At 63.1% G+C, this 18918-nt stretch carries 20 protein-coding genes; 4 read left to right on the top strand and 16 right to left on the bottom strand.

The features are described 5' to 3' along the window. The first annotated feature begins 268 nt into the window (after positions 1 to 268). Positions 269 to 790, top strand: a complete 522-nt coding sequence (locus tag FHY03_RS20310) for a hypothetical protein (protein WP_183932247.1) — start codon at positions 269 to 271, stop codon at positions 788 to 790. Positions 791 to 909: 119 nt separating this feature from the next. Here the strand turns inward: FHY03_RS20310 and FHY03_RS20315 are convergent, their stop codons facing one another. Together FHY03_RS20315 and FHY03_RS20320 are read right to left on the bottom strand one after the other, a co-directional pair. Next, positions 910 to 1614, bottom strand: coding sequence for a hypothetical protein (locus FHY03_RS20315; protein WP_183932248.1), 705 nt, complete (start codon positions 1612 to 1614; stop codon positions 910 to 912). Positions 1615 to 1730: 116 nt separating this feature from the next. Continuing rightward, the gene (locus tag FHY03_RS20320; RefSeq protein WP_183932249.1) at positions 1731 to 2258 is read right to left on the bottom strand and encodes a hypothetical protein; all 528 of its coding nucleotides are present in this window, start codon (positions 2256 to 2258) and stop codon (positions 1731 to 1733) included. Between the two features lie 194 nt (positions 2259 to 2452). On the opposite strand from FHY03_RS20320, the gene FHY03_RS20325 reads away from it, so the two are divergent. Then, positions 2453 to 3154: a lytic transglycosylase domain-containing protein gene (locus tag FHY03_RS20325; RefSeq protein ID WP_183932250.1), complete on the top strand. Its 702-nt coding sequence runs from the start codon at positions 2453 to 2455 to the stop codon at positions 3152 to 3154. 15 nt (positions 3155 to 3169) lie between these two features. Here FHY03_RS20325 and FHY03_RS20330 read toward each other — a convergent pair whose 3' ends face one another. The 12 genes from FHY03_RS20330 to FHY03_RS20385 all read right to left on the bottom strand — a co-directional run bounded on the left by FHY03_RS20330 (position 3170) and on the right by FHY03_RS20385 (position 12625). Next, complete coding sequence (locus FHY03_RS20330; protein ID WP_183932251.1) at positions 3170 to 3412, bottom strand: hypothetical protein; 243 nt, start codon at positions 3410 to 3412, stop codon at positions 3170 to 3172. A gap of 61 nt (positions 3413 to 3473) precedes the next feature. Then, complete coding sequence (locus FHY03_RS20335) at positions 3474 to 3701, bottom strand: hypothetical protein (RefSeq protein WP_183932252.1); 228 nt, start codon at positions 3699 to 3701, stop codon at positions 3474 to 3476. Continuing rightward, entirely contained in the window at positions 3698 to 4108 is a 411-nt protein-coding gene (locus FHY03_RS20340) for a hypothetical protein (RefSeq protein ID WP_183932253.1), read from the bottom strand. Before FHY03_RS20340 ends, FHY03_RS20335 begins: the two co-directional genes overlap by 4 nt. Beyond that, a complete protein-coding gene (locus FHY03_RS20345) occupies positions 4105 to 4992 on the bottom strand; it encodes a TrbI/VirB10 family protein (protein ID WP_183932254.1) in 888 nt (295 codons plus the stop codon). The genes FHY03_RS20340 and FHY03_RS20345 overlap by 4 nt, the downstream gene beginning before the upstream one ends. Continuing rightward, on the bottom strand, positions 4992 to 5651 hold the full coding sequence (locus tag FHY03_RS20350) for a hypothetical protein (RefSeq protein ID WP_183932255.1): 660 nt from the start codon (positions 5649 to 5651) through the stop codon (positions 4992 to 4994). The genes FHY03_RS20345 and FHY03_RS20350 overlap by 1 nt, the downstream gene beginning before the upstream one ends. A gap of 2 nt (positions 5652 to 5653) precedes the next feature. Then, positions 5654 to 6493, bottom strand: coding sequence for a TrbG/VirB9 family P-type conjugative transfer protein (locus FHY03_RS20355; RefSeq protein ID WP_183932256.1), 840 nt, complete (start codon positions 6491 to 6493; stop codon positions 5654 to 5656). Next, on the bottom strand, positions 6474 to 7334 hold the full coding sequence (locus FHY03_RS20360; protein ID WP_183932257.1) for a VirB8/TrbF family protein: 861 nt from the start codon (positions 7332 to 7334) through the stop codon (positions 6474 to 6476). The genes FHY03_RS20355 and FHY03_RS20360 overlap by 20 nt, the downstream gene beginning before the upstream one ends. After that, the gene (locus FHY03_RS20365; RefSeq protein WP_183932258.1) at positions 7334 to 8239 is read right to left on the bottom strand and encodes a hypothetical protein; all 906 of its coding nucleotides are present in this window, start codon (positions 8237 to 8239) and stop codon (positions 7334 to 7336) included. Before FHY03_RS20365 ends, FHY03_RS20360 begins: the two co-directional genes overlap by 1 nt. A gap of 391 nt (positions 8240 to 8630) precedes the next feature. Then, entirely contained in the window at positions 8631 to 9452 is an 822-nt protein-coding gene (locus FHY03_RS20370) for a hypothetical protein (RefSeq protein WP_183932259.1), read from the bottom strand. Then, positions 9449 to 11959: a VirB4 family type IV secretion system protein gene (locus FHY03_RS20375; RefSeq protein WP_183932260.1), complete on the bottom strand. Its 2511-nt coding sequence runs from the start codon at positions 11957 to 11959 to the stop codon at positions 9449 to 9451. The genes FHY03_RS20370 and FHY03_RS20375 overlap by 4 nt, the downstream gene beginning before the upstream one ends. Positions 11960 to 11972: 13 nt before the next feature. Beyond that, positions 11973 to 12296 (bottom strand): TrbC/VirB2 family protein, encoded by a 324-nt coding sequence (locus tag FHY03_RS20380; protein ID WP_183932261.1) that lies wholly within the window; start codon positions 12294 to 12296, stop codon positions 11973 to 11975. A 29-nt stretch (positions 12297 to 12325) separates the two neighbouring features. Next, on the bottom strand, positions 12326 to 12625 hold the full coding sequence (locus tag FHY03_RS20385; RefSeq protein ID WP_183932262.1) for a VirB3 family type IV secretion system protein: 300 nt from the start codon (positions 12623 to 12625) through the stop codon (positions 12326 to 12328). A 301-nt stretch (positions 12626 to 12926) separates the two neighbouring features. Here FHY03_RS20385 and FHY03_RS20390 point away from each other — a divergent pair, with 301 nt between their 5' ends. Beyond that, complete coding sequence (locus FHY03_RS20390; RefSeq protein WP_183932263.1) at positions 12927 to 13172, top strand: hypothetical protein; 246 nt, start codon at positions 12927 to 12929, stop codon at positions 13170 to 13172. A gap of 49 nt (positions 13173 to 13221) precedes the next feature. Here FHY03_RS20390 and FHY03_RS20395 read toward each other — a convergent pair whose 3' ends face one another. Next, a complete protein-coding gene (locus FHY03_RS20395) occupies positions 13222 to 14259 on the bottom strand; it encodes a CpaF family protein (RefSeq protein WP_183932264.1) in 1038 nt (345 codons plus the stop codon). Then, entirely contained in the window at positions 14252 to 15031 is a 780-nt protein-coding gene (locus tag FHY03_RS20400; protein ID WP_183932265.1) for a hypothetical protein, read from the bottom strand. The genes FHY03_RS20395 and FHY03_RS20400 overlap by 8 nt, the downstream gene beginning before the upstream one ends. A 1712-nt stretch (positions 15032 to 16743) precedes the next feature. Between FHY03_RS20400 and FHY03_RS20405 the strand changes: the two genes are divergently transcribed. Then, entirely contained in the window at positions 16744 to 18813 is a 2070-nt protein-coding gene (locus tag FHY03_RS20405) for a type IV secretory system conjugative DNA transfer family protein (RefSeq protein WP_260159519.1), read from the top strand. The last annotated feature ends 105 nt before the right edge of the window (positions 18814 to 18918 follow it).

Raw genomic sequence — 18918 nt, forward strand, 5'->3', positions numbered from 1 at the left:
CTTCGCGGCGAGCAGCGGGGGGATGGGGGGCAAGCTGAATCGCACCCTGGCGCGGGCCGGAGCGAAGCGACAACACGGGGGTGCTATTCAGCTTGCTGGGGAAGGGGGCCGCGCGCCCCTTTCCCGCTTAGCAAGCATCGCGGCCGGTAGGCCGTTGCGGCCCTGCAGGGCCGCTCTCGACGGTCAGTGAAGAGTAAGGCACCGTCCGTCACCGTCACGATGGTTGTGATCGAGCGACGGGGTTGATCGCAGGGATAAGGGGGACGCTATGGGGTGGCGCTGGATCTGGCTGGGGGCGGTAGGCGCGTTGAGCGCTTCGACGGCGACGGTCGCCGTTGGACAAACGATGACGTCCGGCGAGCGGGTCGCCCGTAGCGAGGCGGAGGGTGAAGCGCGCGAGGTTCTAGGCCGCGACGCTGAGCGCTTAGGCCAGCTCACCCGCTGCAATATCCTTCTCTACATTGCCAACGCCGAGCGCACTGATCCCGCTCGCGCACGACGCTTCGGAGAGGCCGTGCAGACGATCGAAGAGGATCTATCGAACCGGGTTGAGGCACACGTTGCCCGCTTCACGACGCCCGCGATGTTCAACATGCACAAGGGCGTGCTGCGGCTCAACGTGTGGCGGCATGTCGCACGACGCATGGAAAAGGCCGAGAATGTTGAGCCGGTCAACAATCCCACCTCCGCACAAATCGCGGGGTGCTGGATGGTAGCCGACAAGGCGATTGCGATGGTGCCGGTGCTCGGCCTCGACAAGCCGGCCGCGCCGGCACGACGTACCAAATAGCAACGGCGCCGGGATCTCCGGCGCCGTTTCAATATCGGGGCGTTGCGGGGGCTTGCCCCCGCTGAGGGGGTAGGGCGAGACGCGGAACGCGGCTCGACCTCAGGGGGAGGCTTCCCCCCTTAATACTGGTATTTCTTCTCCAACGCGTGCTGCACCAGGCGCACCGCGGCGATCAGCGCGAAGCCTCCCGCCTTGAACCAAAGCGTCGCGTAGAACGGCAGGAAACGGGCCATGCTGCTGTCCGCGAGCCCGCCCGCGTCCCCGAGCAGGGTCGGGTTGGTCTGGATCGCCATGTAGTTGAAGCCGCTGAACGTGCTCCACCAGACGATCGCGGCAGCGATCGGCCATGCGGACAACGGATGCCACCACAGGTCGCGGTCGCCCTCGGTGATCTTCGCGAGCACGTAGATCAGCCCGCCAGCGGCCAATAGGCCGCTGAGCAGATAGCCGGCGCCGACGAAGCCGAAGCCGATCGCGTTGCCAAGCGCGTTGACGAGGCAGGCGACGAGCATCGCGCCGCCTAGGATGGCACCGCCATTGCCCTGCTGCTGCGGCTTAGGTTGTTTGGGTCCGATCGCGAACATCGATGGCGCTCCCTGAAAGCGTTCCGGGTGGTCGTGACGGGAGGCTATCAGGCACGGAACATATCGCGAAGCAAAATGCGGCTGATTGCCGTCACGCGCGCGATAAGGCACCGTAACGGCATGAAAAACGAACCCGATCAATTCGAGCAGTCGGCACGCATTGTTGAAGCTTTCGCGGCCGGCCGAAGCGCTGAGGTGGCCGAGCTCCTGGCCGAGATTGCTAGGGCGCTCCGCGACCACGCGACGGATGACTGAGCGTGGTTGGCGATCGGCCGAAGGCAAGAAAAAAGGGGATAGGAAAACCTATCCCCCTTTAGCTAGAGCGTTTCGATCCTAAGAGGATCTACGTGCAAGAGCTACTTCAACACAGCCGAGATAAGCTCAACAAGCTTAGGACCGGCAGCATGACCGACAGCACCAATCACGAAAACCGCGATAGTGTTGCAGACGTACTTTAGGACCGTAAGCTGAGTGTCAAACTTAGCTTGAGCCTTAACAGACTCATCCTTGGCGCGCTCAAGATCCGCGAGACGCTGATCGATACGCTTGATCGAATCTGCCACGTTTTCAAAACGCGAGCTTGCCTGAGCAAGACCGCGATCGATGCTCTCCAACGACAAAAGTCGCTCTTGAACATTCAACGTTTCAAACTTGACCGTCACGCTGTTGACCTGCATCGAGACCTTCTCAAAGCCTAGAAAGGCTTGATCGATCTTTGCAGCTTGAGACGAAGCTTCAGCCCGTAGAGCCGCGAGTTCATCGCGAGTCGTAGGCTGATTGTCATTCATATCACTCTGTTGTGAGCGACGTTGAACGAGCAAAGCTTGCTCCTCTGATACAGCCTGTTGAGGCTGGGCGTGTTGTGCACCACGATTCTTTTTCATGATAACCTCCATTTTAGGGTGAAGGCGTCCTCCAAAGAATCGCACGATGCGATCCTAAGAAGGATCGCCGCGAATGTGCGAAGCAAACATATCAGCCGCTTGGACGGTCGTCACCCCCCCGCTGGGTACGCGGCGCTACATAGAATTGATGACTTTTTCCGTGCATCTGCGGCCTGCCGTGATACGATCGCCGGATGCAAATCAAAGCGCCGGCCGCGATCGCCGTCATGATCGCCTTGGGGGTAGGCAGCGCCGCGCACGCGGAAGTCTACAAGGTGACGGCTAAAGGCGCTGTCGTCGTCGGCAATGCCGGCACGTTCGTCCAGCGCGGCACCTATCGCGACGTGCCGGCACCCGCTCCGGCCCCGGCTCCGATCGCCGCGCCGGTTGCAAATACGAGCGCCTACGGCGCGCGTCCCTATGTCAGTCGGGCTCTGCCCGAACCCGGAGTAGTTGGCGAGCAAGCGGAATATGCGAACGCAGCGCCGGCGACGCGATCGAGCACGCGGAACCTGGCTGGCAAATATGGGCCGCTGATCTCGGCCGCTGCGGAGGTTTTCGGCCTCGATGAATCCCTGCTGCGCGCGGTCGTGTGGCAGGAGTCTCGGTTCCGCGAGGGCGTGACGTCGAAGAAGGGGGCTATGGGCCTTATGCAGCTCATGCCCGGCACCGCGCGCGGCCTGGGCGTCGTGAACGCCTATGATCCGATCCAGAATGTCGCGGGTGGCGCGAGGCATCTTCGCAACCTGCTGCGCCGCTATGGCGGTGACGTGAGCATGGCCCTCGCGGCGTACAACGCGGGCGAGGGCTCGGTGCAGAAGTACCGGGGGATACCTCCCTATCGGGAGACACAAAACTACGTCGCGGCGATCACGGCAAAGATGGCGAGTTTCTGAGCCCGCCGCGCCCGCTTACCGGAAGTGCGGCGCGTCTTTCTTGAACATGCCGAAATAGACGTAGGCTGCGAGCGGCACCATCAGTGCCACGAATTGCAGCCAATAGCCTCCGCGCGAAAAGTGCGTGGGCGTGCCGGCGAAGCCGCACAGCAAATAGACAACGATGAACGTCGCGAGGAAGTGGGCGAAGACGTGAAGCGTCGGGCCGATCTTGTTCCACACGCGCTCGCGCATGGCGCTGATCTCGTTGTCCGACATTGGCCGCATCATCGCCTCCTTACCTCAAGGTCGCTTTGCCCCCGAAAGCATCATGATCTGGTTAACGGCGCGGAGCGCTAGGAGTTGCGGCCGGCACCTGGGCGGGAGCCGGGGCGGGGCTGGGATCGGGTGGGAGGTCGACGAGCACCGCCGACACGACGCGACCCGCTGCCGGCTCGAGATAGACCGGCTGCGGGGGAGCGACGTTCACCGTCACCGGATTAAGCCGCTTGTGGGTGCAGCCGGCGAGCGCCAGCGCTGCCACGACGATGACGAGGGCGCGCCTCACAGTGCGGCCATTTCGTCGTAGGTGACAACCTTCGCGCGGTCGTCGACGATCAAGCGCACCTTTGATCCTCCCACGAGTAGCAGCGCCCGACGAACGGTCGTGATGCCTCCGGTGTACGCGAGCGGCGAAACAGGCTCCTTGGCGATCGTCGGGGCCTTGGGCGGACAATGCGCGCAATAGGTCGTGAACTCGTAGCCGCTGCCGCGCAGCACGAAGCGAGCTGCGGCTTCGACGTTCGGGAGGTTGTCGGGGAGCTTCATACGCACCAGCGTATCGAGCCCCGTCGCTACTGGCGGCCGGATCGTCTCGGGTGTGACGACGGCGGTTGCGGAGCGCGGCGCGGCGCAACCCGCCAGCGCAAGCGCGAGCGTAGCAATCGCCGTCGGGAGAATAGCGCGCGGCGTCATTGGCCCCTCTTGTAGTTGGTGAGCTGATAGGGTGCGCGGGGGTGGCCTAGCGGCACCTCCATTTCCTCGACGAAGAACACCTGAAAGCGCGTGCCCGCGCGAACCGTGACGGTGGGGACGAGCGACAGGTACTTTTGCAGGATATAGCCGGCCTGCTGGCTGCTGAGGTCGAGCGTCACGCTGTTGTTCTGCTGGTCGGCCCCCGTCACCTTGCGAACCAAATCGGGGAGCGCGTCGATCACGCCATAGGCGCCGATCGCGGCGCCCTGGGCGGTGAAATGGTAGTCGACCTTATCAGCGAGGCCGGCCGTGCCGCTGTCGTCCGTGATGGCGTTCTGGTTGATCTTGAACGCGATTCCATCGGGGCGGACGAGCTCGGTGGGGATCAGCGCGAGGCGGTTGTTGATCGCCTCGTTGACGCCTCCGACACGCGCCACGCGACCGACGACGACGGTTCCCTCGGGGAACAGCACGTACTTGCGATCGATCGTATAGATCGGCTGCGTGAGCGTCCCTTTCCACGGGCCGGGATAGTCGCTGATTACCGTCGTGCTGAGCGTGCCGGCCGCGAGCGTGCCGATCGCGACACGTCCGGTGGGGCCGGTATATTGCGGCTTGTCCGGTCCAGCCTTCGCCGCTGCGGCGGCTTGATCCGCGCCGGCGCCGGCAACGGTAGATCCTTCCACAACGCCCGGGCCAGCGGCCGGGCCGGCATCAGCCGGGGCGGGCGCTGGCGGGGCGGGTGCGTTCGTCGCGGTCTGCGCCTGAGTCATCAGACGGAGCATGTTGGCGAGGGCCTGAGCGTTGTTCGGGTCGACCTGGGCGAGCGCGGGGCCTGCGAGCGCTGTCGCGGCAACGGCGGTGAGAAGAGCGAGACGGTTCATTAGCGTGCTCCTGCCGCGCTCTGCTCAAGCAAGCGAAGCTGCTCGGCTAGGCGCGCGCGCTGCTGTAGCAGCGCCTGGGTTTCGGCATCGGCCGGGGCTTGGGCTTGCGCCTGAGCCTGCGCCTCGGGCTCCGGCTGGCTGACTTGGCGAACGCTGGCGCTGGTGGTCGTGCCAACCGGCTTGTCGCCATTCGGAACCGCAAGCGCCAAAGGCTCGCGGATATCCTTGTAAGCGCGCAACCGCTCTTCGTTCATCGCCTCTTGCAGCTTCACCGACGTGGCATCGGGGCCGGTCGTCGCGGCGGTGGTTCCTGCCGGGGCAGTCGTAGCGGCTGCGGCGGGATCGGCTGCGACGCCGTTGCGCTGGAAGGTGGCGACGTCCTGCTGAAAGCTCGCGGCCGGGTTGTTGTTCGCCTCGGCGGCCTTATCGGCCGCGGCGTCCTCGCGCTTCGATCGTTCGGCGCGCCGCGCCTCCTGCCGTGCCTCGAAGCTGCGGCTATTCGATATGCCTTTCCACACAGCCGCGATGACGAGCAACGTCGCGATACCGAGAAGGATAAGGATGCCGCGCTTGATGTGCTCGGGCTTCATGATCGCGAGTTTGCGATCCGACGTTCCAAGCCCCTCGATCTTCGGCTTGCTGCTGGTGGATAGCGCCATGATTAGCCCTTCCGACGAATGTCGATTGCGCTCGTGCCGACTGACAGGCGCAGCGTGTCGAACAGGCCGAGCACGGTATAGACGCCGGTGAGGTCGTCGTAGGTGTATTGGACGACGAGATCCTTATCGCCATCGCGCGCCGACAAGGCCGGGAGGCCGTAGCCGGTGGTGCGGATGCGAATATAGGTGAAGCGGCCATCGTCGTAGGCGGCGGAGATAAGGCCGTTCATACCGGCCGACTGCTTCGATGCCGGCCGCCATTCGTAGGCGGTGTTCATCGAATACTGGAACGCCTTGATCGCGTCGTTGGCCTGGTTCTCGGCCTGACGGCGGATATTCTCAACCGTATCGTCGAAGGCGGCTTGCTTCGCCTCTTCCTCGGCCTGCTGGGCGGCGAGGTCCGCCGCGGTTGGGCCGCGATAGCGCGCCTGACGCGGCGTGATGATGACGCATGACCGGCTGGGGCTGAGATTGTCGGCTGCATAGAAGACGAAATCATAGTGATCGCCGTTTTTCAGGCGGACGGATACGCCGGTACGAGCCCCCTCCGGCGTGGTCGAGTTCGGCCGCGCCCAAAGCGAGCCGTCGTAGGTGCTCACGTCCCAAAGCTTGGGTAGCGTAGTCTCGAACACCTCGATCGGGCTGGGGAACGACACGCGTGTGGCAACCTGAATGTTGGCGCGAAGCGAGTAGCGATGGCCTGGCCGCGCTGCGAGGCGCTGGCAGGTTCCGTTCGTCTCGACGGTGGGAACGCGCATCCCGCGCGGGAGCACGTCGGCCGGGGCGCTGGACGCGGTAAGCGCCAGCGCGACGCCTGCGGCGCTACTGAGCAGCGGGCGCAACTGGCGCTCCCGTCGCTGGGGCTGCGGCTGGGAGCGGCGCTCCGGGCACCACTGCCGGTGTAGTCGCTTCGACGGGCGTAGGATCATCGGTCATGCGCTCCTGGGTGATGGCGATGCCGAGCGGATTGGCTCGGAGCATTTCGGTGTTGAGTTCGGACTTCGGGCGGAAGTGCCAGACGACGCGAAGGATCTTGTTCTCGACGTCGCGCACGCGGCCATCTGCGGCCGGCTTGGTCAGGCGGAGGTAAATCGTCGAATGGACGATGCGCTGTCCGTCGTCGTCCTTCGGGCCGTCCGGCGTGATAATCTCGTCGTGATCGATCGCGCGGACGGTCGCCTCGGTTTCGCCGGTGCTCTGGCTCGCCTCGAACGCTGCTGCGACCTTCGCCGCGTTGAAGCCGTTGACGAACTGCTTCTGAACGGGGTCGCTCATGAACTGCATGGCGTAGCCCCAATCATAGCTGATCGTGCCGTGCTTCTCCTGATAACGATGCTCAACGTAGTCCATCAGCGACTTGTTGATGGTCGCTTGGAACCAGCGATTAGATTCCGCGCCGTCCTCGTAATACTCGACCTGCGTCGAGCCGTTCGGCGCCATCTTAACGAAGGCGACGCGGACGTTCTGAGCGAACCGCTTGGTAGCCGACATCCAGCCGAACATGCTGATCGCGGAGACGAGGCACGAAAGGATCGTGACGACGATCAGCGCATTTTGGAGCGTCCTGGCGCGCGCGAGCTGCTGAACACTCCGCGTGTTGGCGAGGCGGCGTCCCTCGGTGTCGGGAAGCTGCGTGTTGTCGTCTAGCCCGCTATCCAGCGGGATCTTCTGCGGACTGTTCATCAGATTACCTTACCAGCTAGCAGGCGGGCGCCGGTCTGCATGGCGCTGCCGACGCCAACGTTGACCGCACCGCCCCCGGTGATCTTTCCGACCGTGAAGCCGGTCGCGGAGAGGAAGACGATCCCGAGCAGGAAGAACATATCCGCGATCAGGACGTCCTGAATGGTGTCGATCGCCCCGAGCATCGAGACAGGGACAGCGGAGCCGTAGGCCGCGCCGAAAAGGATCTCGGCAATGAGCACGATCCCGACGAGCACCGCACGGCCCACCAGCGTGAAGATGGCGAAGCCGAAAAACAGGCGCATCCAGCCATCAAAGAGCGAGCTGAGCTGCGGGATCAAAAGGGTAGGGATCAGCGAAAGGCCGATGATCTTGGCGACGAAGTAGCCGAAAACCGGCCACGCGGCGACGAGAGCGCCGACGATCGCGAGCAATAGCCCGAGGATCAGGGTTGAGAAGTAAAGGGCGACGGACTGAACGCCGTCGACGAGAATGTTGCCAGAGTCCCATTGCAGCGATTCCGCCACTTTGAAGAGGTGAACGGCCGGCCCCATCAGCTTGTCGTCGCGTAGGATGCTCTTCTGCATCACGCCGGCAAGCTCCGTGAACCCGCCGAATACCCAATATGTCACCGTCGAATAGGAGGTCATCAGCCCCCATACGAACAGGAGATAGATGCCCTTCTCGACGAGCACGCCGATGTTGGCGTTCCCTGAGACGTACCGGAAAAGATGAAACACCGCGTAGATGACGGACAAGCCGGTCAAGAACACGTAGATATAGCGGCCGTACTCGCTGCTGGTGCTGAGAAGGGGAGCAAGCTTGCCCTCCATCTGATTGATGAAAGCACCATAGGTCGCGTTGAAGGTTTCGGGGTTCCTGTTCTGCTCCGGCGTGATCGCCATCGCGATCGTAGGCATGACTAGGGCGGCTGCGCCAGCAAGGGCGCCAATTTTCCGGCTAATTTTCATGATTATTGGCCGGGCGGTGGGGCTGGAACTGGATTGATATAGGACACGCCGCTTGGCTGGGCGGCGCGCTTGTTTGCGCGCCGCACAGCCTCTTCATGCTCCGCTTTTCGATTGCGGATCATCTCTGCGACTTCATCCTTGCTTTCGCATGATGCGGAAGCGGTCGCCGGCACCGCGGGTGCGGTGGTTGCACCCGTCGCCGTGGTAACAGGCGGCGCTGAGGCGGTTGCGGAAGCGTGGCACGTCACGCGCCCCGCTCCGAATGAAGCCCCCGCTAGGGCGATGGCCCCAACCGCCAAAAGCGCCGTGTTCATTCGCTCTTCCCTTATTGAACCGGCCGCGCGGAAATGTCGCTCAAGGTGACATTCTGAGCCGCGTTGGCCTTCTGGATGGCACGGATATGAGACTCGAGCCGCGCCGACTCCTGGGCCAGCTCGCGGTTCATGCTCTCTTGGTTCTGCTGCGCGACAAGATTCTGCGCTTCCATCATCTTGTTCATCTGACGGGCGTTGAGCAGATTGCCGGTCGCCATGTGCTGCACGCTCGCGGCGAGGTTGTTGTCGCCTAGGCGCGAGCCTTGGGCCGCATAGTCGTCAATGCTCCGCGCAAGGCTGGCGCGGTCGGTTTCGACGTCCGCGATCCCACGGGTGAGGTTCGCGGCGGTGTCCGATCGCGAATACATGCCGCTGTAGTTGCCGAGCGCGGCGTCGGCACGGCTAGCGCCAAGCGCGGCGCTGAGACGCGACAGCGCATTGTCCTTGGCGGCGGGGCCACCCTGCGCGCGTAGCTGCGCCTGGATGCGTGCCAGCGCCCCCGGTGCGCCCGGATTGGTGCGATAGACCTCGTTCGCGACCGAACGAAGCTGCTCGTCGTCGAGTTGGCTGGTGGTCCGCCGCACCTGCGACAGCATCGAGTCGAGGTTGGTCAGGCGCTTCGCGTTGCTGATCGCCTGCGTGCCCTGGCGCTTCATTTCGAGAAGCTGGTCGATCGACTGGATAGCCGAGCGGGTGTTCTGGATCAGGTTGCTACCGTCGATCACCGCCCACTGAGCGGACGCCGGCGCCGCTACGGCGACGGCGAGAGCCGACGCGGCGACAGCCGCACGGCGGAATAGGGTATGCCTCATCGTGTCGTCCTCCATCATCATTCTGCTGCCACCGCATCCACGCCCGCATTGGCGCGGCGCTGGATCTCCTTCACCGTCCGGCGAAGCCCTTCATCGAACCCGAACTCGCTCACGAGCTGGTCGCGGAGCGCGGACTCGTCGGGCTTGCTGGTGTTGATGACGTATTGCTCGGGCTCGGGACGAAGAACGACCTTCTGGACGATCCCCATTTCCGGCTGGACGATCAGCATTTCGCGGCGCGGCGTCAGCTTGGAGATTGCCTCGCAAACCGTGTCATCGATCAGGAACGTTTGCTTGTAGAGCTCCACGTCCATGCTTGGGTCGGCCATGAAAATGAACGTCGTGGCTGCGCTGCGAACCGCGTCCCAGCCCGGCGTTTCAAGGAACTCCTTGGGCGACTGCGACCACAGGTTGATCCCGCCGAAGAACTTGCCCCACGTCCGCACCTTCGCAACGATGTAGTCGCGGAACTCGGGCACGCGGAGCGCGTGGTGCGCCTCGTCGATATCGAGCAGCTTGGGGCGGCTCCGGGTGTGCGGGCTCTCGACGAGGATCGTCAGCCGGTAGAAGATTTCCAACATCAGCGGTTGAAGCACGCGGATATTGTCGCGGTACGCCTGGAGGTTGAACACGCCGATCGGCTTGTCGACGCTCCCGATGCCGTCCCGCTCGGCATCGAAGATGCCGGCGAACGCGCCGCCCGGTAGCCACCGGCTGAACCGCTTTTGCAGCGTGAGCGGCAGATGCTCCACGAACGTGCGGAGGTTCTGCATTTCGGTCGGTAGCTTCTGCGTCTCAAGCAACGCGCGGTCGACGTCCTGCTGGTCGTGGATCGATAGCGTCCGCGCTTCCTCGGCGTCGTTGACCTGTAGGAGCAGCTTGATCAGCGAAATCATGTGCGCGCGGAAGGCGATATCCTCCGGCCCGGTCGAGCTGACGAACGGATTGGCCGGGTAAGCCGCTGGTCCCATGCGGAACACACCGCCATCATCACCGAACGCCTGCGCCAGCGCCTCCGTGCCGGGATCGATATCGATCGCGCGGAGGAAGCCGCCATATTTCAGGAAGTGAGCCCCGAGCGTGTTCTTGGCGAACGTCTTACCGCTGCGGGTCGGGCCGATCCCGATCACGAAGCTCTTCCCGCCGATGAACGGCGTGTACCAGAACGGCTGACCGCTCTCCGTCTCGAAAACGTACTGCGGCTCTTCCCCGGCGAGGTCGGGGACCGATGGAATGCCGGTCGAGTTGCGGAACGTGAGGCTGAGCGTCGCGGCGCGGCTGAGCGTCAACGTCGTGCGGCGGAAGCCATGCTCGTAACCGCCTGGCTGGAACGCCATGAATGCGGTCGGCAGGGCTGCGCCCTCCCATGACAGATGAACGCCGCGAGCCTGGAACGACGTATCGAGCGCGGCACAGGTGGCGAGCATCCGTGCCGGATCGTCCGACGCTACCGCGACCTGTAGCTGTCCGAAGCACCACCGATCGTCGGTCGCCTCGGCCTTCTCCAATTCCTCGAGCTTTTCCGAATAGACGCGCCGCTTCTCGGCTTTCTTGTCGTCGCCCTGGATCATGTTGAACAGGTTGAGCTTGGTCCGCTCCAACCGGGTGCGCGCGACCTTGAATTTCCAGCTTCGATCAAACTCGCTGAGCATCTGGAAATTGAGCGCGATCGTGAACGTTCCCGGCACCATCAGCGGCGCGCCGGCGTCGCGGACGTACACGCCCACCGGCGAGCGCGGGATCTTGGTCACGGCCGCGAGACGCGCGAAGCGCTTCGTCGGCCCGGTGATCGCCAGCGAGTCCTGATACTCGATCTGAACCGGATCGATATCGCCTGACGACAACGCGAGGTCGCAATCGTCGTCGGGCACGGGGTAGCGAACGCCCTCGTCGAGATACTTCGGATCGAACGACCCGAGATACTTCATGATCGCCCATAGCTCGTTGCGGTCCATCACGCGCGCTTGCATGAGGATGGACCACTTCGCGGCTGCATCCTCGGCCATGCGAAGGAGGGTGCTGTAGCGCTGCTCTAGGTCATCGATCTGGACGTTGATGGCGTCGGCCGACGAGAAACGAGCCTTGAGGATCTTCCGTGCGCGCGGATCAAACGGCGCCATCGGCAGATTCTTGACGAGCGTCGCGAGAAGGTTCGCGTTCCAGCCCGACACATCAGGGATCGTGAGAAGGTGGACGAGGCGCGAGATTGATAGGCCGCGGTCGTTCAGCGCGGTTTCGCGCGCCTCGACCAAGCGGTTGAGCATCCCGTGCTCGCGGCGGCGAAGGTGGACGCGATGCCCCTCGGCCTGAATGTAATACTGACTGACGTTAACGCCCGGCAGGAGCGCGCTGTAGATCACGCGCGCCAGCCGGGCATTGTTCACGCACTCGTTAAAGCTGGCGGCGTCCGGTGCGAACCCGGATAGGTCGATGCCTATCACAAGCCCCCCGGTCTTCGTGAGGAAGGCGTTGCCCACCGGCGTTATCACCGAGAAGGCATCACCCGCCGCCCATGCTTTACCGATCATTCGAGTAGCTTCCTTACGCGGTCAGCCAGACCGTGATGGCGGTGAGGTTGAACACGACGATGGTCGCGGCGACGGCCCGCAGGGCGATGCCGATCGCGCCGCCACGGGGAGCGAACACCCACAGCGCAGCCGCGCCGATGAATGCCAGCACCGAAATGGCGACGGCTGCGGGGCCGGTGACGAAGTTGACGAGCTGCGTCAGCCACTGCTCGATGTTGCCGAGAATGCCGCTCGCACCCGAACTCGGGAGCGTATAGCCGCTGTCAGCGAATGCCGGGGAGGCCAAGCCGACGACTGCCAGCACGGCAGCCGCCATCTTGATTACGGGGTTCTTCACAAGCTCTTCCTTCCTCTGGTGCAACCGGGTCAGTCGATAATCCGGACGTAACGACGTCCCTTCTCGCCGCCCCGCCAGCCATTGATGCGGGAGCGGATACGGATCACCCAGGCGTCGAGCGCCTGAGGATCGAGCTCGTGGACTTGGTAGAGGCCGGAAATCAGCAGAACGCCGAGCACCGGACCCACCCACCATGTCAGCAGATAGCTAAGCATCACTGCCAGCCCCACCGACACCACGAAGTAGCTGCTTGGGATGCCCCAAATCAGTTCCTGACGGGTCAGGAGTGTTACGTCTTCCGCATCTTGCAGGAAGTCGCCCTTAGCCATGCCGGGTACTCCGTTCCCTAGCTACAGCTTACCCATACCCGTTAAGGGGGTGGATGCAAAGCAGATATGACAAAAAATGTGATTCCCGGTGTGACTCCGGGGATCATCAAAGCGCTACAGGCGCACGTCCCTAGGGCTGCGAATCCCGCGCTAAGCCGCTGGTGGGGCTCGATTAGATTAACGAATTGTCACTAGGACACAACCGCTGACATAGAACGACAGCGGTAGTGTGTTAGTATGGGATTGAGCCATCGAACCGCACCGCGGCGGCTCGTGTATGGCGCTAAAAAGCAAGGGTTACATGACTGAGAAGCGCAAAAACATCTTCATGAACGACGCGATGTCGGACCAGCTCAAGGGCCTTCGCGATCGCATTCATAAGGAGAGTGGCTTGCGTGTCAGCGAGCAGGATCTGATTAGGTCTGCAATCGACGTTTATATACAGGCGTGCGCCTGCTGCGTCGATCTTAACACCATCGCGACGGTAGGGGCAGTCGATAGAACCATTCTGGAGCTACTTCGCAAGGGTAGTAGCTCGGACGCCTGATCCGACGCTACGGCAAGGCCGGTGATTCTCCACCGGCCTTTCACATAGGTCAGTGGTGAGCCGCCTCGACCTGCTTTTTCCAGTCATCGAGCGCATGAGCGTCATGATTAAAGCCATCACCGTGCCGGTGCGTCACGAGATAGCTCACACCCTCCGCTGAAACTGTCGCAATTTCCTTCACCCGGCGCGCAACCGTGCCGTCTGGATCGCGCTCGCGTGTCTGGAATATGACTAAATCTATGTTCTGGCGTATGAACACCTGCGCCATATCCAGTGTGATGTTTGAAGCCGCACGCGCGTAGAGGATTTGCAGGCGGGTGAGCGCTTCGCGCGCGTTGTTCGCGTGCACGGTTGTGAGCGCGCCGGCGTGCCCCGTGTTGATCGCATCGATATAGGCCGTGGCCGCATCCGGCTCGCGGATCTCGCCCACGACGATCCGGTCGGGGCGCTGGCGAAGCGAGTTCGCGATCAGCCTCGCCATCGTCACGGCAGCGCCACCTTGCATGTCGCGCTTCGCCGCCTCGAAGCTGACGACGTGCCGGTCTGTACCAACTAGGTTCTCGGCGGTGTCCTCAACGGTCACGATCCGCTCGGCCGGATCGATCATGCCGCATAGGCCCCGAAGCAGGGTCGTCTTGCCTGAGCCGGTGCCGCCGTTGACGACGGCGTTTAGCCGGTGGTCGATGGCGTGACGGAATATCTCGACGCTGATCGGCGGGAGGCCTCCGAAGCCGATTAGATCGTCCAGGCTGAATTGCACCTTGGGGTAAGGCCGGATCGATAGGCAGGGACCATAGACAGCGGTCGGGCGCAGCACGGCGTTGATCCGGGTGCCGTCATGCAAGCGAGCGTCGAGGATCGGGTTGCGGTCGTTGACCTCCTGCCCGAGCTTGTGTGCGATCGACTTGATATAGCTGACGAGGTTTTCTTCGTCGCGCCACGCACCCTCGACCTGGGCGAGCCGGCCGCGCCGTTCGACGAACACCTGATCGAACCGATTGACGCAAATTTCGGTAACGGTGTCGTCCGCGAGGTAGGCGGCGATCGGCGCGCCGTAATGTGTGACGAGGTTGATCGGTTCAGGCATCGGCGGTCGTTTCCTGGGGTTCGTGCATCGCGCCAACCGGGTCGGCGTCGGACACATCGGGGATCTCTGTGGCGTCGGGAGCGACGTTGCGACGCCACTCAAAATCGATCGGATCGAGGCCCTTCAACACGCGCTCGATCACCAGCTCGGCCGGCACGGATTTGACGGCTGTGTAGCGCTGGAAACCCTGCACGCGGGGGGGAAGATGGGGACATTCAGCACCGTCGCGGGCGCGTCTCCATTCTGCAACAGTGTGTCTTCTGAGTGCCGCTACCTGTCCGCGCACGCCGCGAAAGCCGGGCATCCGGTGGATGCCGTGGAGAAGCTGGGCGAGCTCGTCGTCACCGCCGCGCTTACGGATCGCGGTCGAAATCGCGACCTCTAGCTCGGCGTAATATCGCTGCGTGAGGCGCCACGTCCAACGCGGGGCACCGCCCTTCGCGGGCATCTGAACGGCCTCGAACCTGTCCTGATACCTGAGACGCTGACCCTGTTTGGAGGCATCCCGCCACGGTTCATTGACCCCCTTTGGGGGGGTGCCTTCTGTTGAGAGAAGCCACCAGTCGAAGGACGTCGAACCCCGGCGAGGATGCGCAAAGAAGTAGTAGTTTGCGACCCCTCGGCGGCGACGGCTTTGGCGCGTCGAATAGCTCGCATCGGTCTGGAAGATCGCCTCGAACTTGGCCGCTAGGGCAAGGAGGCGATCGGCTGGGACACGGCCGGTGACATGGAGCGAGTAACCCTTCGCGACGGCTCGGAGAGGCTGCTGCATGGCTTGGGAGAGGAAGACTGTAACCGGAACCATAAGGCGGCTGGTTACACGAAAGTACGAATAATAAATAGAAGGAACCCCCCTGCGGGGGGTACGTAGTCTGAAAAATATAAAGAGGTTCCTGTACGCGCGATGGACAGGCGGCCATCGGGGGGATAGGACTACACGCGCAGATCCCGTCTGCGACCGGGTGAATGTGCGTGTGAGACAGAAGCGGCTCGCCAAGCCGAAGCTGTCCCGACCACGGGTGACGTTGAAGAAGAAGGCGTTTCGCTGCCGCTGCTACGGCCCGAAACTCGCCCACCGGAACCCGTTCACTAGAGCGGCCTGGTGGCCGCGATTTTCACCAAGCCGCCACAGTCAGGCGATCCTCCCCAACCTTCCCCGTCGCTCTTGGAAAGGAGAAACAGCGACGGCCGCAACGCGCCTACCTTTTGTGCTCAATCTGCCATTTGTCCTCTGCCGGGAAACCGGCGCGCTAGGGTTGCCAACCCTAGTAGGTCGGCCGAGCCGCCAAGCTCGATCGACCAGCACTTGCCGTAGCCGGATGCCTCTAATCAGGCTCGTCCGGCTGCAACGGGCGCTCGGGGCTGTAATGCCCCGTTCGACCCAATCGATCTTTGAAACTGTTGAGTTTGGGCGACACGGACACGGGAGCCGTAGTGATACGGTAAAGCCGATGGAGGTCCGGGGATGGGTGCTCACGCACCACGAACCGGGTCCGAAATTGGCCCACCCTGACAGACAGGAGACGCGGTAATCAGTCCGCGCTAGGGGCGGCCGGGAACGGTCGAACCTATGCCACGCATGTGGGCGCCACGTGCCAGCGGGAAACCCTGGCAAGCGCGACGGGAGAAATCTTGGTCGCGCGGTACTCGGGGGCGCAAGCCGCCGAGATCGACGAATAGCTCAAGCATGTAATCGCACCCCTGAGGGTGCGTCGTGGGGATCAAGAGCCAGTGACGGCACTACAGTTGCCGTTGACCAAAGTCGGAAGCCAAGCTGCGAGTAAGCGAGGTGCTATGGAACCTCGGCCCGCCGAAATCGGAAGCAGGAACAAGCTATTTTGCGATATCGCTAAATAGCCCTGCGGATGAAAGGATCTAATCCTAGCAGCTATGGTGAGACGCTGGCGGTCTGATCGACAAGACCAGTCTGGATAACGTGGGAAGCGCTAAGGGTCCGCCCGGGTGGCACCGGGACATGGCCTATGCGTGGGAGCGGCGTGAGTAGAGTGAAAAGCGATCCGTGCGATTTGGTCGAAGTCGGATTGCGACAAACCTGAGGGCTAGCAGGCCCAAAGGCAACGTCTCGAAAGCGCTAAGCAAGTGCGAAAGAGGACACAGCGGTTGGCACCGCTATGGCTAGTAGTACCGGGTAGGCTTGGCAGCCGAACCGGAGAGCACGATGGCGCCGTGGTGGCGTCGTTTAACTTCATTTGGATTAACGGGAAAGGATTCTGCGATGCTGACTTATCGTTATCGGGGACCATTATGGTTGAACAAACTTCCGGGACACCCTGCTTTGCGGGGACGCCGACGCGTGCCTTTATAGGCGTGAGCGCTGACGCTTACCGGATGGTGCCCGATCTGACCCCTTGGGGTTGGCACCACGGTTTGCGCAGCGTCGCTCCGGCTATCTAGCCGGGTCGACATACCGGCCCGAGCACGTCCCTTAGGGGACGTGTTCGGGTTATCGGAGAAAGCTTGAACATGGGTTTTATCAACGACACCCTCCGCCTCTCGATGGCGCATTTTGAACCCGGTTGGTTCTACGCGCTCATGGCGATCATCGTGGCTCTGGTGGCGTGCGGCTTCACGCCGGTGGTCGCGTCGCCGGTGATGACGGAGGCTGAGCATCATTGGGTGTTCGTTCGCCGGCTGCTCTATTTCGGCCTCCTGATCCTCGCCGGCTGGCTGGCGATCACGGTGGCCGCTGCGGCTGGAACCACGAGCGTAAGCTTCGCGATGGCGGCGGTCGGGCGCGCCTTCGGACGCTGGTGGCCGGGGCTCCTGGGTGCCTTCGTAGCTGCACTCATGGTGCGCTTAATTTATCATCGATATGGGGGTCCGTTCGTGTCGAGAATCTGGCGCGGCCTGCGCGTCGGACAGCCCGCCGACGAGCTGAGCGACATGCGCTCCGAACTCTCGAAAGAGGTCGCCAGCGATTACGATCCGCGCACCTTCTACAAGGCCGGGAAGGTCTTCACCGGCTGCGACGAGAACGGCGCGCCGGTCTACCTGACGGACTCCGAATGGTACGACACGCACCATATGGTCGTCGGTGCCACTCGCTTCGGTAAGGGCAAGACGTTCCAGATATGGGCGGACCAGGCCGTCAAGCGCGGCGATGCCGTGTTCCTGATCGATCCCAAGGGCGACAAGTTTCTGCCTGGGATCATTGAGGAAGCCGCGACCGCGGCCGGCAAGCGCTTTATCTCCCTCGACCTCGCCAACGAGACGACGCCGGGCTCCTACTCGCCTTTCGCTGGTGGGACACCGCTCGATCGGCGCGCCCGGTTCTTCACGATCATGGAAATGGACGAGCGCGGCACGGACGCCGATCACTACAAGGCGCTCGCTCGTAGCATGTCGATGGAGCTGTTTCGCGAGGGCGAGACGCCGAAGATCCGCACCGTCCTGCAAGCCCTCAAGGCGAAGCGCGATCAGGACGAGGAAGCTGGCAAGCCGCTGAGCACGGTCATAGCCCGGCTAGAGGAATGGTCCGAGTACGAGAAGCTGAACCCGAAAAAGGCCGGTTTCAGCGTCGAGCAATCGCTACTCAACGGCGCGGTCGTCTATGTCACGTCGAGCATCGACAACGCGGTATTGAAGGGCGCTACACGCGCCCTGATCGTCGAGATTTTGCAGGAATCGAAGCGGCTCCAACGCGAGCGTGAAACCAAGCTGAGCCTGTTCATCGACGAGCTGCGCTTCCTCGTGTCGAAGCCGGTCATGGATGGGCTGGCGACGATCGCGGGCGCGGGCGTCAATATGTCAGTCGCGTTCCAGAACCTGGGCGATCTGCTCGCCCCCGACGATACGCGCCTCGATGGCCGCTCCGTCCAGCAATCGGTGACGGTCAACAGTCAGGTCAAGGTCGTGTTCGGCGGGACCGATTTCGAGACGGCCGAGTACGTCGCGGAAGCCTCCGGCACGACGATCAAGACCGTCCGCAAGTTCGAGGGCGTCGAGACGAACGTCGCCGGTGGTGAGAAGTGGGCCGGCAACCGGACCCTGGGCGATCAAGAGGAAGCGGTCATCACCGCGAACCGCGTCCTGTCCCTCGCGCAGTTCACCGGCGTGCTCCTGCGCCCTCGCCAGTTGGCCCAAATCGTCGGCATCGCGCATATCACCTTCACGCCAAAGCCTGCCGCGCCAGCGCCGGCACCTGAGGCGACGCCAGCCCCCGCCCCTGCCGCTGCTGCCAAGCCGGCACCGGCTGCGAAGCCCGCCCCGGCCGCGAAGCCGGCCGCGCCTGGTGCTCCGGCTGCGAAGTCGAAAGCGGCTGCTGCCCCGAAGCCTGCGCCTGCGCCAGCGCCGGCACCCGCGCCGATCGTCGCGGAGGCCAGCCCCGAGCCTATGCCTCCGGTCGGTGCGATCGATGACGACGACGACGATCGCCCCGGCTGGGCCTACGCGGCTGATATCCCCGCGTCGGATGCACCGGACGTCGTTGGCGAGCCGGTGAAGCCTGCACCGCGCAAGCGGAAGAAGGCGAAACCTGCGGCGAGTGAGGGTGGAGCCGCTGACGCGGCGCCGTCGAGCGAGGCGGCCGAGTAGCGGCCGCGTCGGGCTCTGCCCGAACCCGGAGTATTTTGCCGAGCAAGCGCAAAGCCTCTTTGACGATTGCGTAAAATGTCGTAATCTATCTCCTGCAATCGTAAA

It is taken from the genome of Sphingomonas sp. BK345 (assembly GCF_014193845.1).
Lineage (GTDB): Bacteria > Pseudomonadota > Alphaproteobacteria > Sphingomonadales > Sphingomonadaceae > Sphingomonas.